At 58.9% G+C, this 18,432-nt stretch carries 18 protein-coding genes and 1 pseudogene; 10 read left to right on the forward strand and 9 right to left on the reverse strand.

Annotated elements, in window-relative coordinates:
• Positions 1-86 precede the first annotated feature (86 nt).
• The 8 genes from hflK (QRN31_RS08970) (at position 87) to cfaB (ending at position 9,381) form a co-directional block, all read left to right on the forward strand.
• The gene (gene hflK, locus QRN31_RS08970) at positions 87-2,051 is read left to right on the forward strand and encodes a protease modulator HflK (protein WP_285431532.1); all 1,965 of its coding nucleotides are present in this window, start codon (positions 87-89) and stop codon (positions 2,049-2,051) included.
• Positions 2,048-3,088, forward strand: coding sequence for a protease modulator HflC (hflC, locus tag QRN31_RS08975; RefSeq protein WP_285431533.1), 1,041 nt, complete (start codon positions 2,048-2,050; stop codon positions 3,086-3,088). Before hflK (QRN31_RS08970) ends, hflC begins: the two co-directional genes overlap by 4 nt.
• Positions 3,085-4,143, forward strand: a complete 1,059-nt coding sequence (gene hflK / locus QRN31_RS08980; RefSeq protein ID WP_285431534.1) for a protease modulator HflK — start codon at positions 3,085-3,087, stop codon at positions 4,141-4,143. Before hflC ends, hflK (QRN31_RS08980) begins: the two co-directional genes overlap by 4 nt.
• Positions 4,140-6,047: a cation-translocating P-type ATPase gene (locus QRN31_RS08985; RefSeq protein WP_285431535.1), complete on the forward strand. Its 1,908-nt coding sequence runs from the start codon at positions 4,140-4,142 to the stop codon at positions 6,045-6,047. The genes hflK (QRN31_RS08980) and QRN31_RS08985 overlap by 4 nt, the downstream gene beginning before the upstream one ends.
• A 120-nt stretch (positions 6,048-6,167) precedes the next feature.
• Positions 6,168-6,422: a BufA2 family periplasmic bufferin-type metallophore gene (gene bufA2, locus QRN31_RS08990; protein ID WP_090177703.1), complete on the forward strand. Its 255-nt coding sequence runs from the start codon at positions 6,168-6,170 to the stop codon at positions 6,420-6,422.
• Between the two features lie 62 nt (positions 6,423-6,484).
• The gene (gene bufB, locus QRN31_RS08995) at positions 6,485-7,330 is read left to right on the forward strand and encodes an MNIO family bufferin maturase (RefSeq protein ID WP_285431536.1); all 846 of its coding nucleotides are present in this window, start codon (positions 6,485-6,487) and stop codon (positions 7,328-7,330) included.
• Positions 7,321-8,109: an HvfC/BufC N-terminal domain-containing protein gene (locus QRN31_RS09000; protein ID WP_285431537.1), complete on the forward strand. Its 789-nt coding sequence runs from the start codon at positions 7,321-7,323 to the stop codon at positions 8,107-8,109. Before bufB ends, QRN31_RS09000 begins: the two co-directional genes overlap by 10 nt.
• Positions 8,110-8,193: 84 nt before the next feature.
• Positions 8,194-9,381, forward strand: a complete 1,188-nt coding sequence (gene cfaB / locus QRN31_RS09005; protein ID WP_285431538.1) for a C17 cyclopropane fatty acid synthase CfaB — start codon at positions 8,194-8,196, stop codon at positions 9,379-9,381.
• On the opposite strand, the gene cls is transcribed toward cfaB, so the two are convergent.
• On the reverse strand, positions 9,378-10,817 hold the full coding sequence (cls, locus tag QRN31_RS09010) for a cardiolipin synthase (RefSeq protein WP_285431540.1): 1,440 nt from the start codon (positions 10,815-10,817) through the stop codon (positions 9,378-9,380). The two genes, cfaB and cls, sit on opposite strands and share 4 nt — an antisense overlap.
• Positions 10,818-10,948: 131 nt before the next feature.
• On the opposite strand from cls, the gene QRN31_RS09015 reads away from it, so the two are divergent.
• Positions 10,949-11,470 (forward strand): DUF3617 domain-containing protein, encoded by a 522-nt coding sequence (locus QRN31_RS09015; RefSeq protein ID WP_222589112.1) that lies wholly within the window; start codon positions 10,949-10,951, stop codon positions 11,468-11,470.
• Positions 11,471-11,531: 61 nt separating this feature from the next.
• On the opposite strand, the gene QRN31_RS09020 is transcribed toward QRN31_RS09015, so the two are convergent.
• From QRN31_RS09020 to folE2, 7 genes and pseudogenes are all read right to left on the reverse strand, one after another.
• Positions 11,532-12,437, reverse strand: coding sequence for a His/Gly/Thr/Pro-type tRNA ligase C-terminal domain-containing protein (locus QRN31_RS09020; RefSeq protein ID WP_285431542.1), 906 nt, complete (start codon positions 12,435-12,437; stop codon positions 11,532-11,534).
• A 32-nt stretch (positions 12,438-12,469) separates the two neighbouring features.
• A pseudogene (locus QRN31_RS09025) lies at positions 12,470-12,805 on the reverse strand (amidohydrolase family protein); the annotation flags it as partial.
• 67 nt (positions 12,806-12,872) lie between these two features.
• Positions 12,873-13,433 (reverse strand): gamma carbonic anhydrase family protein, encoded by a 561-nt coding sequence (locus QRN31_RS09030; RefSeq protein WP_285431544.1) that lies wholly within the window; start codon positions 13,431-13,433, stop codon positions 12,873-12,875.
• Positions 13,430-14,305, reverse strand: a complete 876-nt coding sequence (locus QRN31_RS09035) for a metal ABC transporter substrate-binding protein (protein WP_285431546.1) — start codon at positions 14,303-14,305, stop codon at positions 13,430-13,432. The genes QRN31_RS09030 and QRN31_RS09035 overlap by 4 nt, the downstream gene beginning before the upstream one ends.
• A gap of 11 nt (positions 14,306-14,316) precedes the next feature.
• Positions 14,317-15,183, reverse strand: coding sequence for a metal ABC transporter permease (locus QRN31_RS09040; protein WP_285431548.1), 867 nt, complete (start codon positions 15,181-15,183; stop codon positions 14,317-14,319).
• Entirely contained in the window at positions 15,183-15,851 is a 669-nt protein-coding gene (locus QRN31_RS09045; protein ID WP_285431549.1) for a metal ABC transporter ATP-binding protein, read from the reverse strand. Before QRN31_RS09045 ends, QRN31_RS09040 begins: the two co-directional genes overlap by 1 nt.
• Positions 15,848-16,744, reverse strand: a complete 897-nt coding sequence (gene folE2, locus QRN31_RS09050; RefSeq protein ID WP_285431551.1) for a GTP cyclohydrolase FolE2 — start codon at positions 16,742-16,744, stop codon at positions 15,848-15,850. Before folE2 ends, QRN31_RS09045 begins: the two co-directional genes overlap by 4 nt.
• Positions 16,745-16,830: 86 nt before the next feature.
• On the opposite strand from folE2, the gene QRN31_RS09055 reads away from it, so the two are divergent.
• A complete protein-coding gene (locus QRN31_RS09055; protein ID WP_285431553.1) occupies positions 16,831-18,027 on the forward strand; it encodes an N-acetylmuramoyl-L-alanine amidase in 1,197 nt (398 codons plus the stop codon).
• On the opposite strand, the gene QRN31_RS09060 is transcribed toward QRN31_RS09055, so the two are convergent.
• Entirely contained in the window at positions 18,024-18,401 is a 378-nt protein-coding gene (locus QRN31_RS09060; protein WP_285431555.1) for a glutamine synthetase, read from the reverse strand. The two genes, QRN31_RS09055 and QRN31_RS09060, sit on opposite strands and share 4 nt — an antisense overlap.
• Positions 18,402-18,432 lie beyond the last annotated feature (31 nt).

Genomic DNA, 18,432 nt, shown 5'->3' on the forward strand with positions numbered 1-18,432 from the left:
GATAAAGCGATTCAGCACATAAATTTCACCACTTTCGTTATATCGTAACGAATTGCGATGTGATCAATGATAAGCAATGGGGTGGTATGCAAGTCGATCTCGAAGTCGATGGAACGTCGGTAGCAGGGCTGCCGCGCTTTCAGCAGGCGGTTTTTCAAGGGCGGCGATTGCGCCAGTTCGCCATCGGCCTGAGTGCCTTGGCGGCGGTGGGTTTAGTGTTGGCGTTTTTTGTCGGGCTGTTTGCACCGTTGTCGCTATGGGGCGCGTTGCTGGTCAGTCAGAGCGCTGGCTTGCTGGTGCTGGTCGCCGGCCTGCAATCGGCCTGGTGGGTGACTCAGTGGCGTGCGCGGGCCATGAACCCAACATTGCCGGTTGTGGTGGTGGCGGTGGACGACACCGTTGCTCCTGAAGGCTGGTATGAGCGCATGCTGGACCGACTCGGTCAGCGTTCGGCGCGCCTGCTGAGTCAGGTCGGTGCGCCGACGCTCTGGCTCGGCGGCTGGGCATTGTTGACGTTGTACAGCCTCAGCCAGTTCTGGAACCTCACATTGCCTCCCGGTCCGCTGGGTGTCTCGGCGAGCATTGGCGCCGCGCTGTCTTTGTTGTTGGCGTTTGGTTTGCTGGTATTGGAGCGCCAACTGGCTCAGGAAATTGTGGCTGAGTGGCCGGAAGCGGCGCCGTTAGCGCAGCTGTGCCGGGTCGCGATCATTTGCCTGGTGCTCGGCGCCTTGTGTTTGTTGTTCGCCAGCGAAGCATCGGTTTGGCCAGTACGCCTCTCCGTTTTGATCGGCTTGCTGCCGGGACTGGTCGCGGTCGAGTTGCTGCTGCGCGCGGTGCTGTCGTTGTTCAGTCCGCGCCGTGAATCACTTGAGCCAGGTTTATTGGCGCGAAGTTTTGTCGCCGACCTGCTGCGTTGGCCGCCGCAACCCTTGCTGGCGTTGCAACACGAACTGCACAACCGCTTTGGCATCGACCTGCGGCAGATTTGGGCTTTCACTTATATGCGCCGGGCGTTTCTTCCGGTGTTGGCAGTGGTGGCGATGGTGGGCTGGTTGCTGACCGGAGTTCACGAAATTCCCCTGCAAGGACGAGGGATCTACGAGCGTTTCGGCAAGCCGGTAGACGTGTTCAGCCCCGGTTTGCACGCTGGTTTACCGTGGCCGTTGGGTCGAGTCCTGAGCGTTGAAAATGGCATGGTTCACGAACTGGCGACCAGCGTTGGCGATGCCTCGGCACCGCTGGTGGCCGATCCTGCTGAAGGTCCGCCGCCAGCAACAGCCAATCGGTTGTGGGACGCCAGCCACGTGAATGACAAATCCCAGGTCATTGCCAGCAGCCGTGGCGACAAGCAGAGCTTTCAGATCGTCAATATGGACGTGCGCTTCGTCTATCGCATCGGCCTTACCGATCAAGCCGCGCTGGCCGCGACCTACAACAGCACCGATGTGCCGACACTGATCCGCAGCACCGCCAGCCGCATTCTGGTTCATGACTTCGCCTCACGAACCCTCGACGGTCTGCTCGGCGAGGATAGGGTAGGGCTGGCTGAGGAGATTGGCCGGGCGGTACAGGCGGACCTGCAAAAACTCGACAGCGGCGTGGAAATTCTAGCCACAGTGGTCGAGGCGATTCATCCGCCAGCAGGCGCCGCCAATGCTTATCACGGTGTTCAGGCGGCACAGATTGGCGCCCAGGCATTGATCTCCCGCGAGCGCGGTGCGGCAGCAGAGGCGACCAATCAGGCGCAACTGCAAGCCAGTATCGCTCGTGATCAAGCAACCGCCAGTGCGCACGAAATCAATGCCACCGCTCAGGCGGCGGATTTGAAATTCACTGCCGAGCAGAAGGCCTATGCCAGTGCTGGCCAGGCTTTCGTGCTGGAGCAGTATTTCAGCCAGCTGACTCAGGGCCTGGCCAATGCCAGGTTGCTGGTGCTCGATCATCGCCTGGGCGGAAGCGGCAATGCGCCGACCATCGACCTACGTACTTTCACGCTGCCGGCTGATCCTGCGTCGCCGCGTTCCAGCGCTCAACCAGGAGCTACCCATTGAGCCCGTCGCACACTCACGATCACGATGACCACGCCGGCCACGATCACGGCCATGGCGGGCATCACCACGGCCACCATCATCACCATCACGGTGCTCCCGAGGAAGCGGGGCCGTTCCCGTGGCGGCGCATGGGGTGGGCGGCCTTGCTGGTGGCGTTCGCCATCGCCGCCGCAAGCCTTGTTCAAGTTCGGTCTGGAGAGGCGACGGTGATCACGCGCTTCGGCAATCCTTCCCGGGTGTTGCTGGAACCAGGACTCGGCTGGCGCTGGCCTGCACCGTTTGAAGCCGCCATTCCGGTAGATCTGCGGCTGCGCACGACTTCCAGCGGTTTGCAGGATGTCGGCACTCGCGACGGCTTGCGCATCATTGTTCAGGCGTATGTGGCGTGGCAGGTGCAGGGCGATCCCGATAACGTGCAGCGCTTCATGCGTGCCGTGCAAAATCAGCCGGACGAAGCGGCGCGGCAGATTCGGACCTTTGTGGGCTCTGCCCTGGAAACTACAGCGAGCAGTTTCGATCTGGCGAACCTGGTGAATACCGATGCCAACCAGGTTCACATTGCTGATTTCGAGGCGCAGTTGCGTCAGCAGATTGATCAACAATTACTCACCACTTATGGCGTTCGGGTGTTGCAAGTGGGCATCGAACGTTTGACCTTGCCGTCGGTGACGCTCACCGCCACCGTCGACCGAATGCGCGCCGAGCGTGAAACAATCGCCACCGAACGCACCGCCATCGGCAAACGTGAAGCTGCGCAAATCCGCTCCGCCGCCGAGCGTGACGCGCGAATCGTACAGGCAGATGCGACGGTAAAAGCGGCTGACATCGAAGCCCAATCCCGCGTCGAAGCAGCGCAGATTTACGGGCGCGCCTACGCCGGCTCACCTCAGCTGTATAACTTGCTGCGCTCGCTCGACACGTTGGGGACGATCGTTACGCCGGGGACCAAACTGATTTTGCGCACCGATGCTGCGCCTTTTCGGGTGTTGGTGGATGGTCCGCCGACGCTCGATATCAAACCCGGGTCGCAGCCATGAAATTAGTTCCACGTGGAACACATGAGTTAAGTAGCCCATGGATTCAGGCTGGGCGATTGGCTTTTCTGGCACTTTATGCGGTGACTATTCTGGCAGCGTTGGCGTGGGCGTTTTCCAATGTGCGGCAAATCGATCCGCAAAATCGCGCTGTGGTTCTGCATTTTGGCGCGCTGGATCGTATCCAGAACGCCGGCTTGTTGTTGGCGTGGCCGCGACCTTTTGAGCAAGTAATTCTGTTGCCGGCCGCAGATCGGGTCATCGAACGGCGGGTGGAAAATCTGCTTCGCAGCGATGCAGCGTTGCAGGGAGATCGGGTGGCGTCATTCGCGACACCTTTGAGCGATGCGCTCGCAGGTTCTGGTTATTTGCTGACCGGAGACGCCGGCGTGGTGCAACTCGATGTACGGGTTTTCTACAAGGTTACAGAGCCTTACGCTTTCGTGCTTCAAGGTGAGCATGTGCTGCCGGCGCTCGAACGACTGGTCACTCGCAGCGCCGTTGCGCTGACGGCGGCACGAGACCTGGACACCATCCTGGTGGCTCGTCCGGAACTGATTGGCACCGATACTCAAGCGGCCGAACGCCGCGAACGTCTGCGGGGTGATTTGGTTCAGGGCATCAATCAACGTCTGGCTGAGCTGACAGCGACAGGGCAGGGCCTGGGCATCGAAGTCGCGCGCGTCGACGTTCAGTCGAGCTTGCCTGGCCCTGCGGTAAACGCCTTCAACGCCGTGCTGACCGCCAGCCAACAAGCCGACAAAGCCGTCGCCAATGCGCGTACCGAAGCAGAGAAGCTGACTCAGACCGCCAATGAGCAAGCTGACCGAACGCTGCAAGTCGCCCATGCCCAAGCGAGCGAACGACTGGCAAAAGCCTCAGCCGATACGGCCACTGTGTTGAGCCTGGCCAAGGCGCAACAACAGGGCACCGACCCGCAAATGTTGCTGCGAATCTACCGTGAGCGCATGCCGAAAATTCTTGGTCAGGCCGGCTCGGTGACAACGGTCAATCCGAAAGACGATTCGCGCCTGATCATTCAGGGAGCCGCACAATGACTGCCCAAACCACCGCGCCGAGCCTGTTGTCCTCGGCTGAACAACGCAGCGCCGCGCGTCAGTTGACCTTGGCCATGCTTGCACTGGGCTTGCTCAGTCTCGGGCTGATCTGGCGTTGGTTATCGCCGCAGCAGACCGGTGTCAGCCAGTTGTTGTTGGGCTTCGCTTCGCTACTGGTGGCCGTGCCGGTGATGCGCTCGGCGTGGTACAGCTTGCGTTATCCAAGCCTGCACGGAATCACCGATCAACTGATCGCCCTCGCCATGCTGGGTGCCTGGGCCACGGGAGATCTGCTGACCGCCGCCTTACTGCCAATCATCATGATCTTTGGCCACGTGCTGGAGGAACGCAGCGTTATCGGCTCTCAGGAAGCGATTCGCGCCCTCGGCAAACTGACCCGAAGCCATGCCCGCAAAATTCAGGCGGATGGTTCGATCCTCGAAGTCGACAACGGCACACTCAAGGCCGGCGACATCGTGGAGGTGCGTGCGGGTGATCGAGTGCCGGCCGACGGTCGAGTGTTGTCGGGGCAGGCGAGCCTCGACACCGCATCGATAACCGGTGAGTCCGTTCCGATAGAGGCGGGTGTTGGGATGCAGGTCTTCGGCGGAGCGATCAATCTCGACGGCCTGTTGCGGATCGAAGTGACGCGCACCGGCAACGAATCGACCTTGGGCAAAGTCATCGCGCTGATGCAAAGCGCCGAGCGCTCCAAGCCGCCGATCACCCGTCTGCTCGAACGCTATGCCGGCAGCTACATGATCTTGGTGTTGTTGTTGGCGGCAGTCACCTGGTTTGTCACCAACGATGCGCAGGCGATGCTCGCGGTGTTGGTGGCGGCGTGTCCTTGTGCATTGGTGTTGTCGGCGCCCGCCACGGCGATTGCTGGTGTCGCGGTCGCGGCACGTCACGGGATACTGATCCGCAGTTCGGCGTTCCTTGAGGAACTGGCTGACCTGACGTCGCTGGTGGTCGACAAGACCGGCACGCTGACGTTTGGCACGTTGCGGTTGCAGTCCATCGACAGTCCGTTGGTGGACCGCAGCCATGTCATGAAGCTCGCCGCGAGTCTTGGTTCGGCCAGCAGTCATCCAGTCAGTCGCGCGCTTGCCGGTCTGGTGACGCAGGAGCATTTCCTGCTGCTGTCGGACATTCACGAACGCCAAGGGCTAGGCGTAGTGGCGATGACGGAGCAGGGGGAAGCGGCACTCGGTCGCCCAGAGTTGTTTGCACAATTGGGCATTGTCACTTCGGCGGTTCCTGAACACGACGGCCCGATTGCCGGCTTGGCGCTCAACGGTGAATTCCTTGCCTGGTTGTTGCTCGCCGACAGTGTCAAACCTGAGGCACGATTCGCCTTGAGCGAGTTGCGAGAGTTGGGCTTGGGTCGTCAGTTGTTGCTCACCGGTGATCGGCAAAGTGTCGCGCATACGCTGGCTCGCGATGTCGGCATCAGCGATGTCGAAGCGCAGGCTTTGCCTGAGGACAAACTCAATCGTGTGCTGACGGAAATCGAAAACGGTTTCCGGCCAATGGTGGTGGGCGATGGCATCAACGACTCGCTGGCACTCAAGGCCGGGGTCGTGGGTGTGGCCATGGGCGCTGGCGGTGCGGACATCGCGCTGGCCTCTGCCGACATCGTGCTGATCGGCAGCGACCTGCGTCGGCTCGGCACCTGTGTGCGGTTGAGTCGCCAGTGTCGGCAGACGTTGCAGGTCAACGTGATCATCGGTCTGGGCTGGACCCTGGCGATTGTTGCCTTCGCGGCATTCGGCTGGCTCGGCGCCGCCGGGGCCATGATCGCTGCATTGCTGCATAACCTCAGCACGTTGCTGGTGCTCGGGAATGCCGGACGACTACTGCGTTTTCAAGAGCCACTGCTGAAGTTGGAGGAGGCGCCTTAAGCGGCCCGAAAACTTTTTTAATTCCTCTGTAACGCCGTTGGGGGCAGCGCGCTCTAGTGGTGTGTCGGGACTGAACAAACCGTCCAGCCGACCACCCTGACGATTACCGAGGATATAAATATGAACTTCAAAAACGCCACTGCCGGTGCCGCTCTCGCTTTCGCCGCAGCGACTTTGTTTGCCGGTGTTGCCACGCAGGCACAGGCTGCTGACGCTGTTCAAGTGCACTGCTACGGCGTGACATCGTGCGCAGGCATGAACGATTGCAAGACTGCGGAGAATGCCTGCAAAGGTCAGGGCGTTTGCAAAGGTCACGGCTTCAAGGCAATGACTCAGACCGAATGCATGAAAGCAGGTGGCAAGGTCGGCGAATAACCTACCTCCCGTGCCGCCGCAGTGGTGTGCGCCACTGCGGCTACTTTGCGAGGAGCCCGCAAATGTCTGCTTCCCTTCCTTGCCTGGGCTATGGCCTGGGTTTGCGCAGTGCCTACTATCAACAGATTCTTGAGCAGTCACCCGCCGTGGACTGGTTCGAGGTCGTCTCCGAAAACTTCATGGTTCAGGGCGGAAAAGCCTTGTACTACCTCGATGCAATTGCCGAGCGTTATCCGGTAGTGATGCATGGGGTGTCGTTGTCCATTGGCGGTCCCCATGCTCTTGATCCCGCGTATTTGAATCAACTCAAGCTTCTGGCTGAGCGAGTAAAGCCTGCGTGGATTTCCGATCATTTGTGCTGGAGCCGCGGCAACGCTCATCAGCTGCATGACCTGCTGCCGTTGCCCTACACCGAAGAAAGCCTTTACTACGTGGCTGAGCGGGTGCGCCAGGTTCAGGATGTTTTGCAACGGCCGTTGGTGCTGGAGAACGTCTCCAGCTATGTGCGCAGCGCCGACGATGACTTCAGCGAATGGCAATTCCTCGAAGCCCTCAGCCGGCTGAGCGGCTGCGAGCTGTTGCTGGACGTTAACAATGTGTACGTGAGCTCGCGCAATCACGGCTTCGATCCGTGGACCTTCATTCAAGGACTGCCGGCAAACAAGGTTCGGCAACTGCACCTGGCGGGCCACAGCGATTATGGCGATTACGTGATCGACACCCATGATCATCCCGTGAGCGATCCGGTCTGGGCGCTTTATCAACGTACGCTTGAGCATCTCGGCCCGGTGGCTACATTGCTGGAACGCGATGACCATCTGCCGCCCTTTGAAGAGCTGCTTGGGGAACTGCAAAAGGCTCGTGAACTGGGTGATGGCGTGCTGGCCCGGAGACTGAAATGCGCCTGAACGATTGGCAACTGGCCTTTGAAAGTTATCTGTTGGGGGAGCAGTCAGCAGCTTGTCCGGCATTGAGCGCCCACCTGATTGGCGGCCCGACACTGAACGTGAACACTGGCCTGGCGATTTATCACAACGCCTATCAGGCCCGGCTTTTGGAAGTGTTGCGTGGCGACTATCCGGTGATCTGGCATTGGTTGGGGGACGTTGAATTCGAAAAGCTCGCCGCTGCCTACATTCGTCAATCACCCTCAGCGCATTTCAGTTTGAGATGGCTAGGCGAAGGTTTTGAACATTTCATTCGCCAGCATCTGGTGCCAGAGCAAAGCGCGGCGCTCGCCGAGTTGGCAGCGCTTGAATGGGCATTCACCCTGGCGTTCGATGCACCCGAATGCGAACCGTTGACACTGCAAGACATGGCCAGTTTGCCGCCGCAGGAATGGCCGACGCTGCGGGTTTGTCCCAGCTCCACCGTGCAGTGGCTTGAATGTGCCTACAACAGTGTTGCGCTATGGCGCTCGGTAAAAGACGAAACCGGTTTTCCTGGCAGCGCCGCGTTGACAGGCCCTCATGTGGTGGTGATCTGGCGCAGCGAGCTGGTTTGTCATTACCGAAGCCTCGAATCTGGCGAGGCGAGGGCTCTAAAAGGCATGTTTGAGGATCACTGGAATTTTGCTGAACTGTGTTCCGATTTAGCAGTCACCTATGGTGAGGGCGCGCCACTTCAAGCTGTTACATGGCTGAAACAGTGGATTTATGACGGTTGGTTGAAGCGCCGCGAATCATAGAAAATGGCTATTAATTCGATAGGCAGCTAATTTTCTAGGATGGTCTACCCTCACATCAGACGTCTGAAACAAGGGGGATTCTCCATGCTCGCGCAACTTCCACCGGCCTTACAGAATCTGCAGTTACCGTTACGCCTGCGACTCTGGGACGGCCATGAATTCAATCTGGGGCCGACGCCCAGCGTCACAATTGTGGTCAAGGACCCACAAATGGTTACCCAGTTTACTCATCCAAGCCTCAACGCGCTCGGAGCGGCGTTTGTCGAAGGCAAACTCGAACTGGAAGGCTCAATCAGCGACGTGATTCGCGTCTGTGATGAATGGAGCCAGGCGTTACTCCGCGAGGACGGGGACAGTCAGCCTGTGCGCACTGTTCACGACAAGGAAACTGACGCCAAGGCCATTTCCTACCACTACGACCTCTCCAATGCGTTTTATCAGTTGTGGCTCGACAGCGACATGGCGTATTCCTGCGCGTACTTCGAGACCGGCAGTGAAAGCCTGGAGCAAGCCCAGCAAGCGAAATTCCGCCATCTGTGCCGCAAGCTACGGCTGCAACCAGGCGAATACCTGCTGGATGTCGGTTGCGGTTGGGGCGGCCTGGCACGCTACGCTGCACGAGAGTTCGGCGCGAAAGTGTTCGGGATTACCCTGAGTAAAGAGCAATTGCTACTGGCCCGTGAAAGGGTCTCCGCCGAAGGCCTCGATGATCTGGTCGAGCTGCAACTGCTCGACTATCGCGATCTGCCTCAGGATGGCCGCTTCGACAAGGTGGTCAGCGTCGGCATGTTCGAACATGTCGGGCACGCCAACCTCTCCGAGTACTGCAAGACGTTGTTCGGCGCAGTGAAGGAGGGCGGCCTGGTGATGAACCACGGCATCACCGCCAAACACACCGACGGTCGTCCCGTGGGACGGGGTGCCGGTGAATTCATCGAGAAGTACGTGTTCCCCAACGGCGAGCTGCCGCACCTGTCAATGATCTCCGCAGAGATCAGCGAAGCGGGGCTTGAAATCGTCGACGTCGAGAGTCTGCGTCTGCATTACGCGCGCACCTTGGACCACTGGAGTGAACGCCTGGAAGACAATCTGGAAGCTGCTTCCAGGCTAGTCCCTGAACAGGCTTTGCGGATCTGGCGCTTGTACCTGGCAGGATGCGCCTATGCGTTCGCCAGGGGCTGGATCAACTTGCACCAGATTCTCGCGGTGAAAGCTCATCCTGATGGCAGCCATGAACTACCGTGGACGCGTGACGACATCTACACGCCTTAAAGAATCGGTGAAATAAGCCGGGCGATCCGCATGCCAATGTGTTGCAGGCGATGGGTCTCCCGGCTTTCTTCTTTGGCGATTTCATGGGCCTGGGCAAAGTCGTCGTTAAGCATCTGTTCCACCTCGGCGGCAAACACGCTGTCGACCGTCAGCAGCATCACTTCGAAATTCAGGCGGAACGATCGGTTGTCCAGATTGGCACTGCCGATGGCGCTGATTTCGCTGTCGATCAACACTACCTTCTGATGCAAAAAGCCCGGCTGGTAGCGAAAAACCCGTACACCTGCACGCACGGCTTCGAAGGCGTACAGGCTGGAGGCCGCATAGACGATGCGGTGATCCGGCCGTGACGGCAGCAACAGTCGCACATCCACACCTCGCAAAACCGCCAGTCTCAAGGCGGCGAACACGGCTTCGTCGGGAATGAAATACGGGCTGGTAATCCATATCCGCTCTGTCGCTGCATGGATGGCTTCGACGAAGAACAACGAACAGGTTTCGTAAGAATCGGCCGGGCCACTCGCCAGCAATTGGCAGAGGACGCCGTCGTCTGGATAGGCGTCTGGCAGGATCAGCGGTGGCAACGAGCGTGCCGCCCAGAACCAGTCTTCTGCGAACGACTCCTGCATGCAGGCAACCACTGGCCCGCGCACGCGCACGTGGGTGTCGCGCCATGGCGCTAGCGGTGGTTTCTCGCCCATGTACTCGTCGCCGACGTTATGTCCGCCAACGAACCCCAGCACACCGTCGACCACGACGATCTTGCGGTGGTTACGGAAGTTGACCTGGAAGCGGTTGAGCCAGCCACTGCGGGTGGCGAAAGCTTTGACCTCAACGCCTGCATCGCGCAACGGTTGCACGTAGCTGTGGGGCAAGGAATGGCTGCCAATGCGGTCGTACAACAGATAAACCGCCACGCCTTCAGCCGCTTTCTTGATCAGCAGATTTTGCAGGCGTTGGCCGAGGCGGTCGTCGTGAATAATGAAAAACTGAATCAGCACCGCTTCCTTTGCGTTGTCGATGGCTGCGAAAATCCCGTCAAAGGTGGCTTGGCCATTGATCAGCAATTGCACTTCGTTGTTTGCCAGGCACGGCATGCGCCCTAATTTCGGCATGGCTCTCAAGGAGGCGTAAGCACTTGAAGCACGTGCGGTCAGCGCTTCTTCCACCCACGGACGCCAGTTAAGCTCGGAGATGGCTTTGCGCATTTCCTCGTTGGCCTGGCGCCGGGCCTTGATGTAACCATCGAAGGTGCTGCGGCCGAAGACCAGATACGGAACCAGCGTCAGGTAAGGAATGAATATCAACGACAGGGCCCAGGCGATAGATCCCTGGGCGGTCCGGACGGTGAGCACGGCGTGAATGGCAGCGATCAGGCCCAGCGTATGAAGCAGTGCAATCATGTAGCCGAAAATGTGCGGTCCAAAATAATCCATGGGGCAGCCTTGCTCCTGAAGATTCAATGCTTAACAGACCATGTTCCGTGCAGAATGTCGCTATTTAATTGGTCCATGAACCGAAGCCCATGGCTGACGTCTAACGGCCACTACTGATCAGGAGTTACTCGATGAACGTTCGTCTGCTGGGTTTGGCCCTGGCTTTTGGTTTAGCACTCCCCGTGGCCGCTCAGGCACAGATGCTGCAGCCAGGTTTGTGGGAGCTGACCACGAGCAACATGAAGGTCGATGACCAGAATCTGCCGGACTTGCAGCTGATCCTCGGCCAATTGCAGGGGCAGATGACGCCGCAACAGCGTGCGCAGCTGGAGAAGCAGGGCATCACCATGGGTGGGAAGGGGATTCGGGCTTGCCTGACGCCAGAGCAGGTGAAGTCAGACAACATTCCGTTGACTGACCCACAATCGGGCTGCAAACAGGAAATCACTGACCGCAACGGCAATCAGTGGAAATTCCGTTTCAGTTGTCCGAAAGCGCAGGGTGCCGGCGTAGCAACTTTCCTCAGCGACCGTGAGTTCACCACCAAGGTCAACGGCACATTCAACGCTACCGGCATTCAACAGAAGGGCAGTCTCGATACCCGTGCCGTCTGGTTGGGGCAGGATTGCGGAACAGTTAAGCCTAGAGCTTAAAAGCATCGCGGGCAGGCTCGCTCCCACACGGATAGTATGTATCTTGTGAGAGCGAGCTGGTTCAGGTGCTCGCAATGCCTGTCGACCTCAACCAGTCACACACCACCTCAATGGCCATCCTGCCGAAATCCTCACCCGTTCGGCTGCGCACACTGACAAACCCGCCTGCTTTTTCTTTCTCCCCGATTACCACCAGATACGGCACCTGCTGACTGTGCTCGCGTATCTTGTGGCGGACCTTTTCGTTGCGTAAGTCCGCACGAGCGCGCACGCCGCTTCGACGCAAGGACTCGGTCACCGATTGCGCATAGTCGACCTGACGATCATCCATGTTGACGATAATGACGTGTGGCGGCGCCAACCAGTCTTCGAGTTCCTGTTGGCAGGACCAGCAAGAGCCATAGATCCGCTGCGGCGCAGTTCCGCTGATGTGATCGAGGGCGAATGCCTGCAACACTCGGGTTGCTGGCACATGCGGGCCCACTGACACGCACTCGAAGTCCCCAATAAGGTAGGGAGACAACGTCTCAGTGGGCATCGACCGGGATGATGGATTGCAGCACCGGATTGAATGATTGGTTGCCGCCAGTATCTTCATGCGCGCTTCGATGCACGCAAGATCGATCAGGTCTAAGGGACGCTCAAACGTAAACTCATAAAAAAAGCCATCACCCAGTGCAGTTCCGGTCTGCAATTGCGCCTTTGGATAGAGTTGTCTGATGGACATCGCCAGCATCAGCGCGCAGGAGCGCCTTAAGATCTCCAGCCCATCAGGCTCTTGAGGCGTGACAATGCTGACGCGGGCGTCAGCCTCGATCATGAACCTGCAGTCCACCAACACCCCGTCGACCCGACCGGCCACTGCTGCTTTAGCCAAGCCCGCACCGATGCTCGCGGCGAATTCATACACCGACAAGGGTTGGTCGTATTCACGCAATGAACCATCGCTCAGGCTGATGTGGATCATGTCGGTGCACTCGAGGACAAAAGAAACGCGTTCTAGCGCATAAACGATAGGGGTAAACCCTGACAGCTGCCATTTAGACATTTGTCGTGCCAGGCAATTCGCCCCGATACGATCGTGGTGCTGACGCTGTTACGGAAAAACTGTCCGGCGAAGGGTGTCCAGCCGCATTGAGGCAGGACCGGTTGCCTGGAAACGGCAAAACCGTCGGGCTCGGGTTTGATCAGGACAAGGTCGGCCCAATAGCCTTCTCGAAGATAACCCCGGTCGGGAAGGGCGAACAGATCTGCCACGTGGTGACTGGTCTTGGCCACGAGGGTGGTTATCGGCAGGATTTCATCTTCCACCAGTTTCAAGAGCGCGGGCAAGGCAAATCCCCCTTAGATTCACGACCTTCATTCACCAGTCTGGCATTTCGAATCAATACGCTGCTCATGATCAGAACTCGTTCTGCAGGGCTTTGTAGCCGCGCACAAGGTCGACGTTGGTGCGGGCCACGTCCTCGGAAAACTCCGAGGCGCTGACACTCACAGGAGGGAACTGCGACAGGTCGGTATTGGGTCCGATGCGAGTGGTAGAGGGCACATAGAAGTCTTCGGGCAAATCGCGGCCATCGACCACCGAGTTGTGCCGCACCACGCAACCGTCGCCCACTGCGCAGTTGAACAGCACGCTGTTGAAACCGACGAACACCCGATCGCCCACCGTGCAGGGGCCATGGACGATGGAGCGGTGGGCGATTGAACTGAACTCGCCGATGGTCACTGCCGCACCGGACTTGGAATGGATCACCACGCCGTCCTGAATGTTCGAATTGGCGCCTATGGTGATCGGCTCCATTTCACCCGAAGCATCGACTTCGTCAGCGCGAATCACTGCGTAGGGACCGACAAAGACGTTTTCACCGATCACCACTTTGCCGCAAATAATTGCGGTTTTATCCACGTAAGCCGACTCGGCAATCAGCGGTAAATCACCCGATGGATTCTTGCGGATCATGGCTTACTCAACGCGTCGTACAGGGTATTGAGGTTGTATTGGAACAGGCCGGTGAAGGTGCTGGCTGGACCGGTCGCCGCCAACGCATCTGAGTACAACGTGCCACCGATGTGCGCGCCGCTTTCGTCCGCGATTTGTTTGAGCAGGCGCGCGTCCTTGATGTTCTCCATGAACACGGCCTTGACCTTGGCCTGACGAATCTGAGTGATCAGCGCAGCGACTTCGGTGGCCGAAGGTTCACGTTCGGTAGACAGACCTTGTGGCGCCATGAAGTCGATGCCGTAAGCCTGACCGAGGTAGCCGAAGGCGTCATGGGAGGTGACGATCTTGCGGTTGCCCGGTGGCAGTGAACCGAGCTTGGCCTTGGCTTGGGCAAGCAGCGCGTAGATCTGTTTCAAGTAAGCCTGGCTGTTGCGCTCGTAGTCGGCTTTGTTCGACGGGTCAGCCGCGATCAGCGCCTTGGAAATGTTGCTGATGTACAGCTCGGTATTGGCCAGGTTGTGCCAGGCATGAGGGTCCGGCACAGTCTCTCCGTCCTCGTCCAGGGAACGTGGGATAACGCCGTGGCTTGCGCTGATCACAGGCGCTTTGGTCTCGGTGCTGGTGACCAATCGGTCCAGCCAGGGCTCGAAACCTAAGCCGTTCTTGATGATCAGCCTGGCGTTGAGCAATGCCTTGGCATTGTCCGGAGTCGGCTCGTATGTATGGGCATCGGCGTCGGGACCGACCATGTTGGTGATCTGAATATGGTCGCCGCCGACCTGATGCGTCATGTCGGCGAGGATGCTGAAACTGGTAACCACCTGCAGTTTTTCCGCCGCCGACAATGACATCGATAGCATCAAACTGAACAGCACGAGTAGAGCGCGCATCGGGAAACACCTCATTGGGATGTGAGCAAAGGCGGGCGGCGCAGCAAACCGTGTACCGGTCCGAACACCACACAGAGCACATACAAACTGCCTGCGACCAAGACAATGGCCGGTCCGCTGGGCAGCGAGTAATAGAACGACAGCAGTAATCCGAGCCACACCGAGAGGCTGCCGAGCAGGGCAGCAATCCCCATCAACACCGGCAATCGGCGGCTGCAGAAACGCGAGGCGGCGGCGGGCAACATCATCAAACCGACGACCATTAGCGCGCCGATGGCCTGGAATCCGATCACCAGGTTGAGCACCACCAAGGTCAGAAATACGCCGTGTGCCAACGGGCCGAGGCGGCTGACGGTTTGTAGAAAGAGCGGGTCGAGGGTGTCCAGCAGCAGGGGTTTGTAGATGCAGGCCATGGCGATCAGGCTGAAGCCGGAGACCCAGAGCATCCCCGTTAATGTCGGTCCGTCGACTGCCAGTGCCGAGCCAAATAGCAGGTGGAGCAGGTCCAGGCGCTTGCCGGCGATACCAAGGATCAACACGCCGCCGGCGAGGGAAATCGGGTAGATCGCGGCGAGGCTTGCGTCTTCGCGCAAACCTGTACGGCGGGTAATCCAGGCCGCGATGCCGGCCATGCTCAGCCCCGCGCCAAGACCGCCGAGGGTCAGTGCCGGCAGACTCAATCCGGCGAACCAGAACCCGAGTGCCGCGCCAGGCAGGATGCCGTGAGCGACGGCATCGCCGATCAGGCTCATGCGGCGCAGGATCAGGAATACCCCCAGCGGTGCCGTGCTGCAGGCTAAAACCAATCCCCCGATCAGCGCCCGGCGCATGAACACGAATTCGTGGAACGGTTGCCAGAGTTGAGCGACAGCGAGCATCAGGCCACCTGCGTGTGTGGTTGCTGGTGAATCAGCGCGGTGCTCGGGCCAAGGACGCAGCCGCTGCTTTTGATCAACAAGGTTTGGGGAATGTGTTGGCGAACGGCGGCCAGGTCATGACACACAACCACCAGTGTTCGCCCTTCGGCGTGCCAGGCGTGGAGGTGTTTCCAGAGCAGCGACTGACCCAGTTCATCAAGTGCGGCATGGGGCTCATCGAGTAATAGAACTGGCGCATCGGCGAGGCTTAAACGGGCGAGCAGGGCGCGTTGCAATTCGCCGCCGGAGAGTGCCATCAGCGGGCGTTGCTCCAATCCTTTGAGGCACCAATCCTCCAGTACAGCTTTAAGGCGATCGCGGCGTATCTCTGGCGACTGGTTACTGCCCCAAAAACCGGCCGCCACCAACGCTTGGAGGCTGATCGGAAATTGCCGGTCCAGATGTTGTTGCTGGGGGAGAAAGGAGAGTGAACCCTTGCGTGGAACATCGAGGATGACCTTTCCGGTCAGCGGTTTTTGCAGCCCCGCGATGACTTTCAACAAACTGCTCTTACCTGAACCGTTGGCGCCGATCACGGCGGTCAGGCTGCCCTTCGGCAATTCAAAATCCACGGCGGGGGTGAGTGGTTGACCGGGTGCTCCCCAACGCAGCGCTTGGCAATGGATCATGCTGCCTCCCAGTTCCATCGGCTTTCGGCGACGGCGTCGTGAGCATGCAGACTCTCGGCGTGGACCACGCGCAGGTGGAAAGCAGTAAGACCTGGGGAGCGTTTCATCGCCAGATTCAAACGCCGAACGGCGTCTTCGCAGAACATCAGATTCTGTCCATTGGCCAAGGCAAAGGCCTGCTCATCGGCACGTTTCACTGCGGTTTGCACGGCGGTCCCGAGTGCGGCCTCGGCGTCGTTGATGAACGCGATTAGCGGAAAGTCATCCAGATAATCATCCAGGCGCAGGCACAATTGGGCAGTGCTCCGCTGGCTATGAGGCGTCGCAACGATGCCCTTTGTGGAACCAAGCCAGTCCAATACTTCAGCGTGCTGTAGAGATCTGTTGGCAAAGTCGTCGACGAATTGTTGCTGAATCAACTGCCGCGACAGGGCTGCAGAGCACGGGCAAGTCGAGGAATATGGAACATCGATTTTTAGTTCCACGTGGAACATCGCGTTTTTCAAACACGCTTCAATACTCACTGGATAAGTTTTCCAGCCAGCCAACGGGCTGATCAGCGCCGGTCTTTTGAGCAGCAAGTCGGTGTGAATTTTTACGTACGCGCTGTGCGACAGTCCTCCATGACTGTCCAGAAAACGTTGCAAGACTCGCCGTAATAGAGCGGGAGTCAGGGTTTCGTGCTCCAGCATTTCCAGCGCCAAATACAGCCGCGACATATGAATACCGCGCGCCTCGCCGTCGTCGAGACTCACGCCAGCGTCAGCCTTTGCACTCAGCCGTTGGCCATCGAACAGAACAGGAAGAGCAATGCCGCACATGCCCACCCAATCGAGCGGCAAGGCTTGGCGGGAGGCCTGCGCGGCGATATCCGGCAGAGTCAGCGCATTCATGAGCAGGTCCATCGTGGAAGTTGAATTTGCATGTTATGTTATTACATTAAATTCGACTACGCCTTTTTCATGAACGAGTCTTCAGCATGCACAGACGTCACTTGCTCAACTGGATTCTGGCCAGTGCGGCCTTCGCCTTACCGTTTGGCGTTTCGGCCACGCAAATCCGCAACGCGCGACTCTGGCGTTCGGATGACAAGCTGCGATTGGTGTTTGATCTGAGTGGGCCGGTGCACTACAAAACGTTTTCCCTGAGTGCGCCTGAGCGGCTGATCGTCGACTTGAGCGGGGCCAGTCTCAGCGGCGACTTCAGCCAGTTGGCAGTCGACAACACGGTGATTCGCTCGATCCGCTCCGGGCCTTTTGGCCAAGGTGATACACGGATCGTGCTCGATCTTGGCGGCCCGGTGCAGCTCAACAGTTTTCTACTGCCGCCACAGGATGGGCAGGGCCACCGGTTGGTGCTCGATCTGAAGACGGTTGCGCCGTTACAAATCGCCGTGGCGCCACAGCAGACCCTCCATAAGGCTCACAGCAAACGCGACATCATCGTGGTGGTCGATCCTGGCCACGGTGGCAAAGATCCTGGCGCGGTCGGCGCCAAAGGTGAGCGCGAGAAAGACGTGGTGTTGTCCATCGCTCAACTCTTGGCCAAAAGGCTCAAGCGCGAGAAGGGTTTCGACGTGAAGCTGGTGCGCAATGACGATTTCTTTGTTCCGTTGCGCAAGCGTGTAGAGATCGCCCGCAAGCACAACGCCGACATGTTCATTTCGGTACACGCGGACGCGGCGCCGCGTCTCACCGCTTCAGGCGCTTCGGTGTATTGCTTGTCTGAAGGCGGCGCCACCTCAGCCACTGCCCGTTTCATGGCGCAGCGTGAGAACGGTGCAGACCTGCTGGGCGCCACCCGTTTGCTCAATCTCAAGGACAAGGACCCGATGCTCGCCGGGGTGATTCTCGACATGTCGATGAACGCCACCATCGCTGCGAGCCTGCAACTGGGCAGCACCGTCCTCGGCAGTTTGGCGGGCATCACCACGCTGCATCAGAAACGTGTGGAACAGGCGGGATTCGCAGTGTTGAAGTCGCCAGACGTGCCGTCGATCCTGGTGGAAACGGGCTTCATTTCAAACGCTCGCGACAGCCAGCGCCTGGTCACTGCACGGCATCAGCAGGCGGTGGCGGATGGCCTGTTCGAAGGTTTGCAGCGTTACTTCCAGAAGAATCCACCGACCGACAGCTACATCGCCTGGCAACAATCGCAGAAGAAACTGCAGGCCTAACAACCGGCAATTCGGCTACACGTGAATTTGGCGCTGCTGCCGCCGGAGCTGGAGAAGCGATTGATCGTGGTCCAGCCAACCCGTCGGTTGTAGCCGACCCAGGCTTCGCCGTCGGAAGCGATACCGGTGAAAAATGTCAGTTGCCCGTAGCGGCTGTTGGTCTGCGCCCAATAGCGTTTACCGGTTTTTTCGAAGCCTCGCAGGTAGATCGTGCTGCCAACCGTGTTGACGCTATAGGCGTTGCCGTCGGCATCTGCGCAAACGAGCAAGTTGGCGCTTCGGGTGCATTTGGCCAGGCTCGGGATTTGCGCCCAGGCATTCATAGTCAGCAGCGACGCAACGCTCAGCAGCGCCAATTTCAGGGCGAAACGCATCGGATTTCCCTCAGGCTAAACGGGCTTCAGC

Source organism: Pseudomonas sp. fls2-241-R2A-110 (genome assembly GCF_030209165.1).
GTDB lineage: Bacteria > Pseudomonadota > Gammaproteobacteria > Pseudomonadales > Pseudomonadaceae > Aquipseudomonas.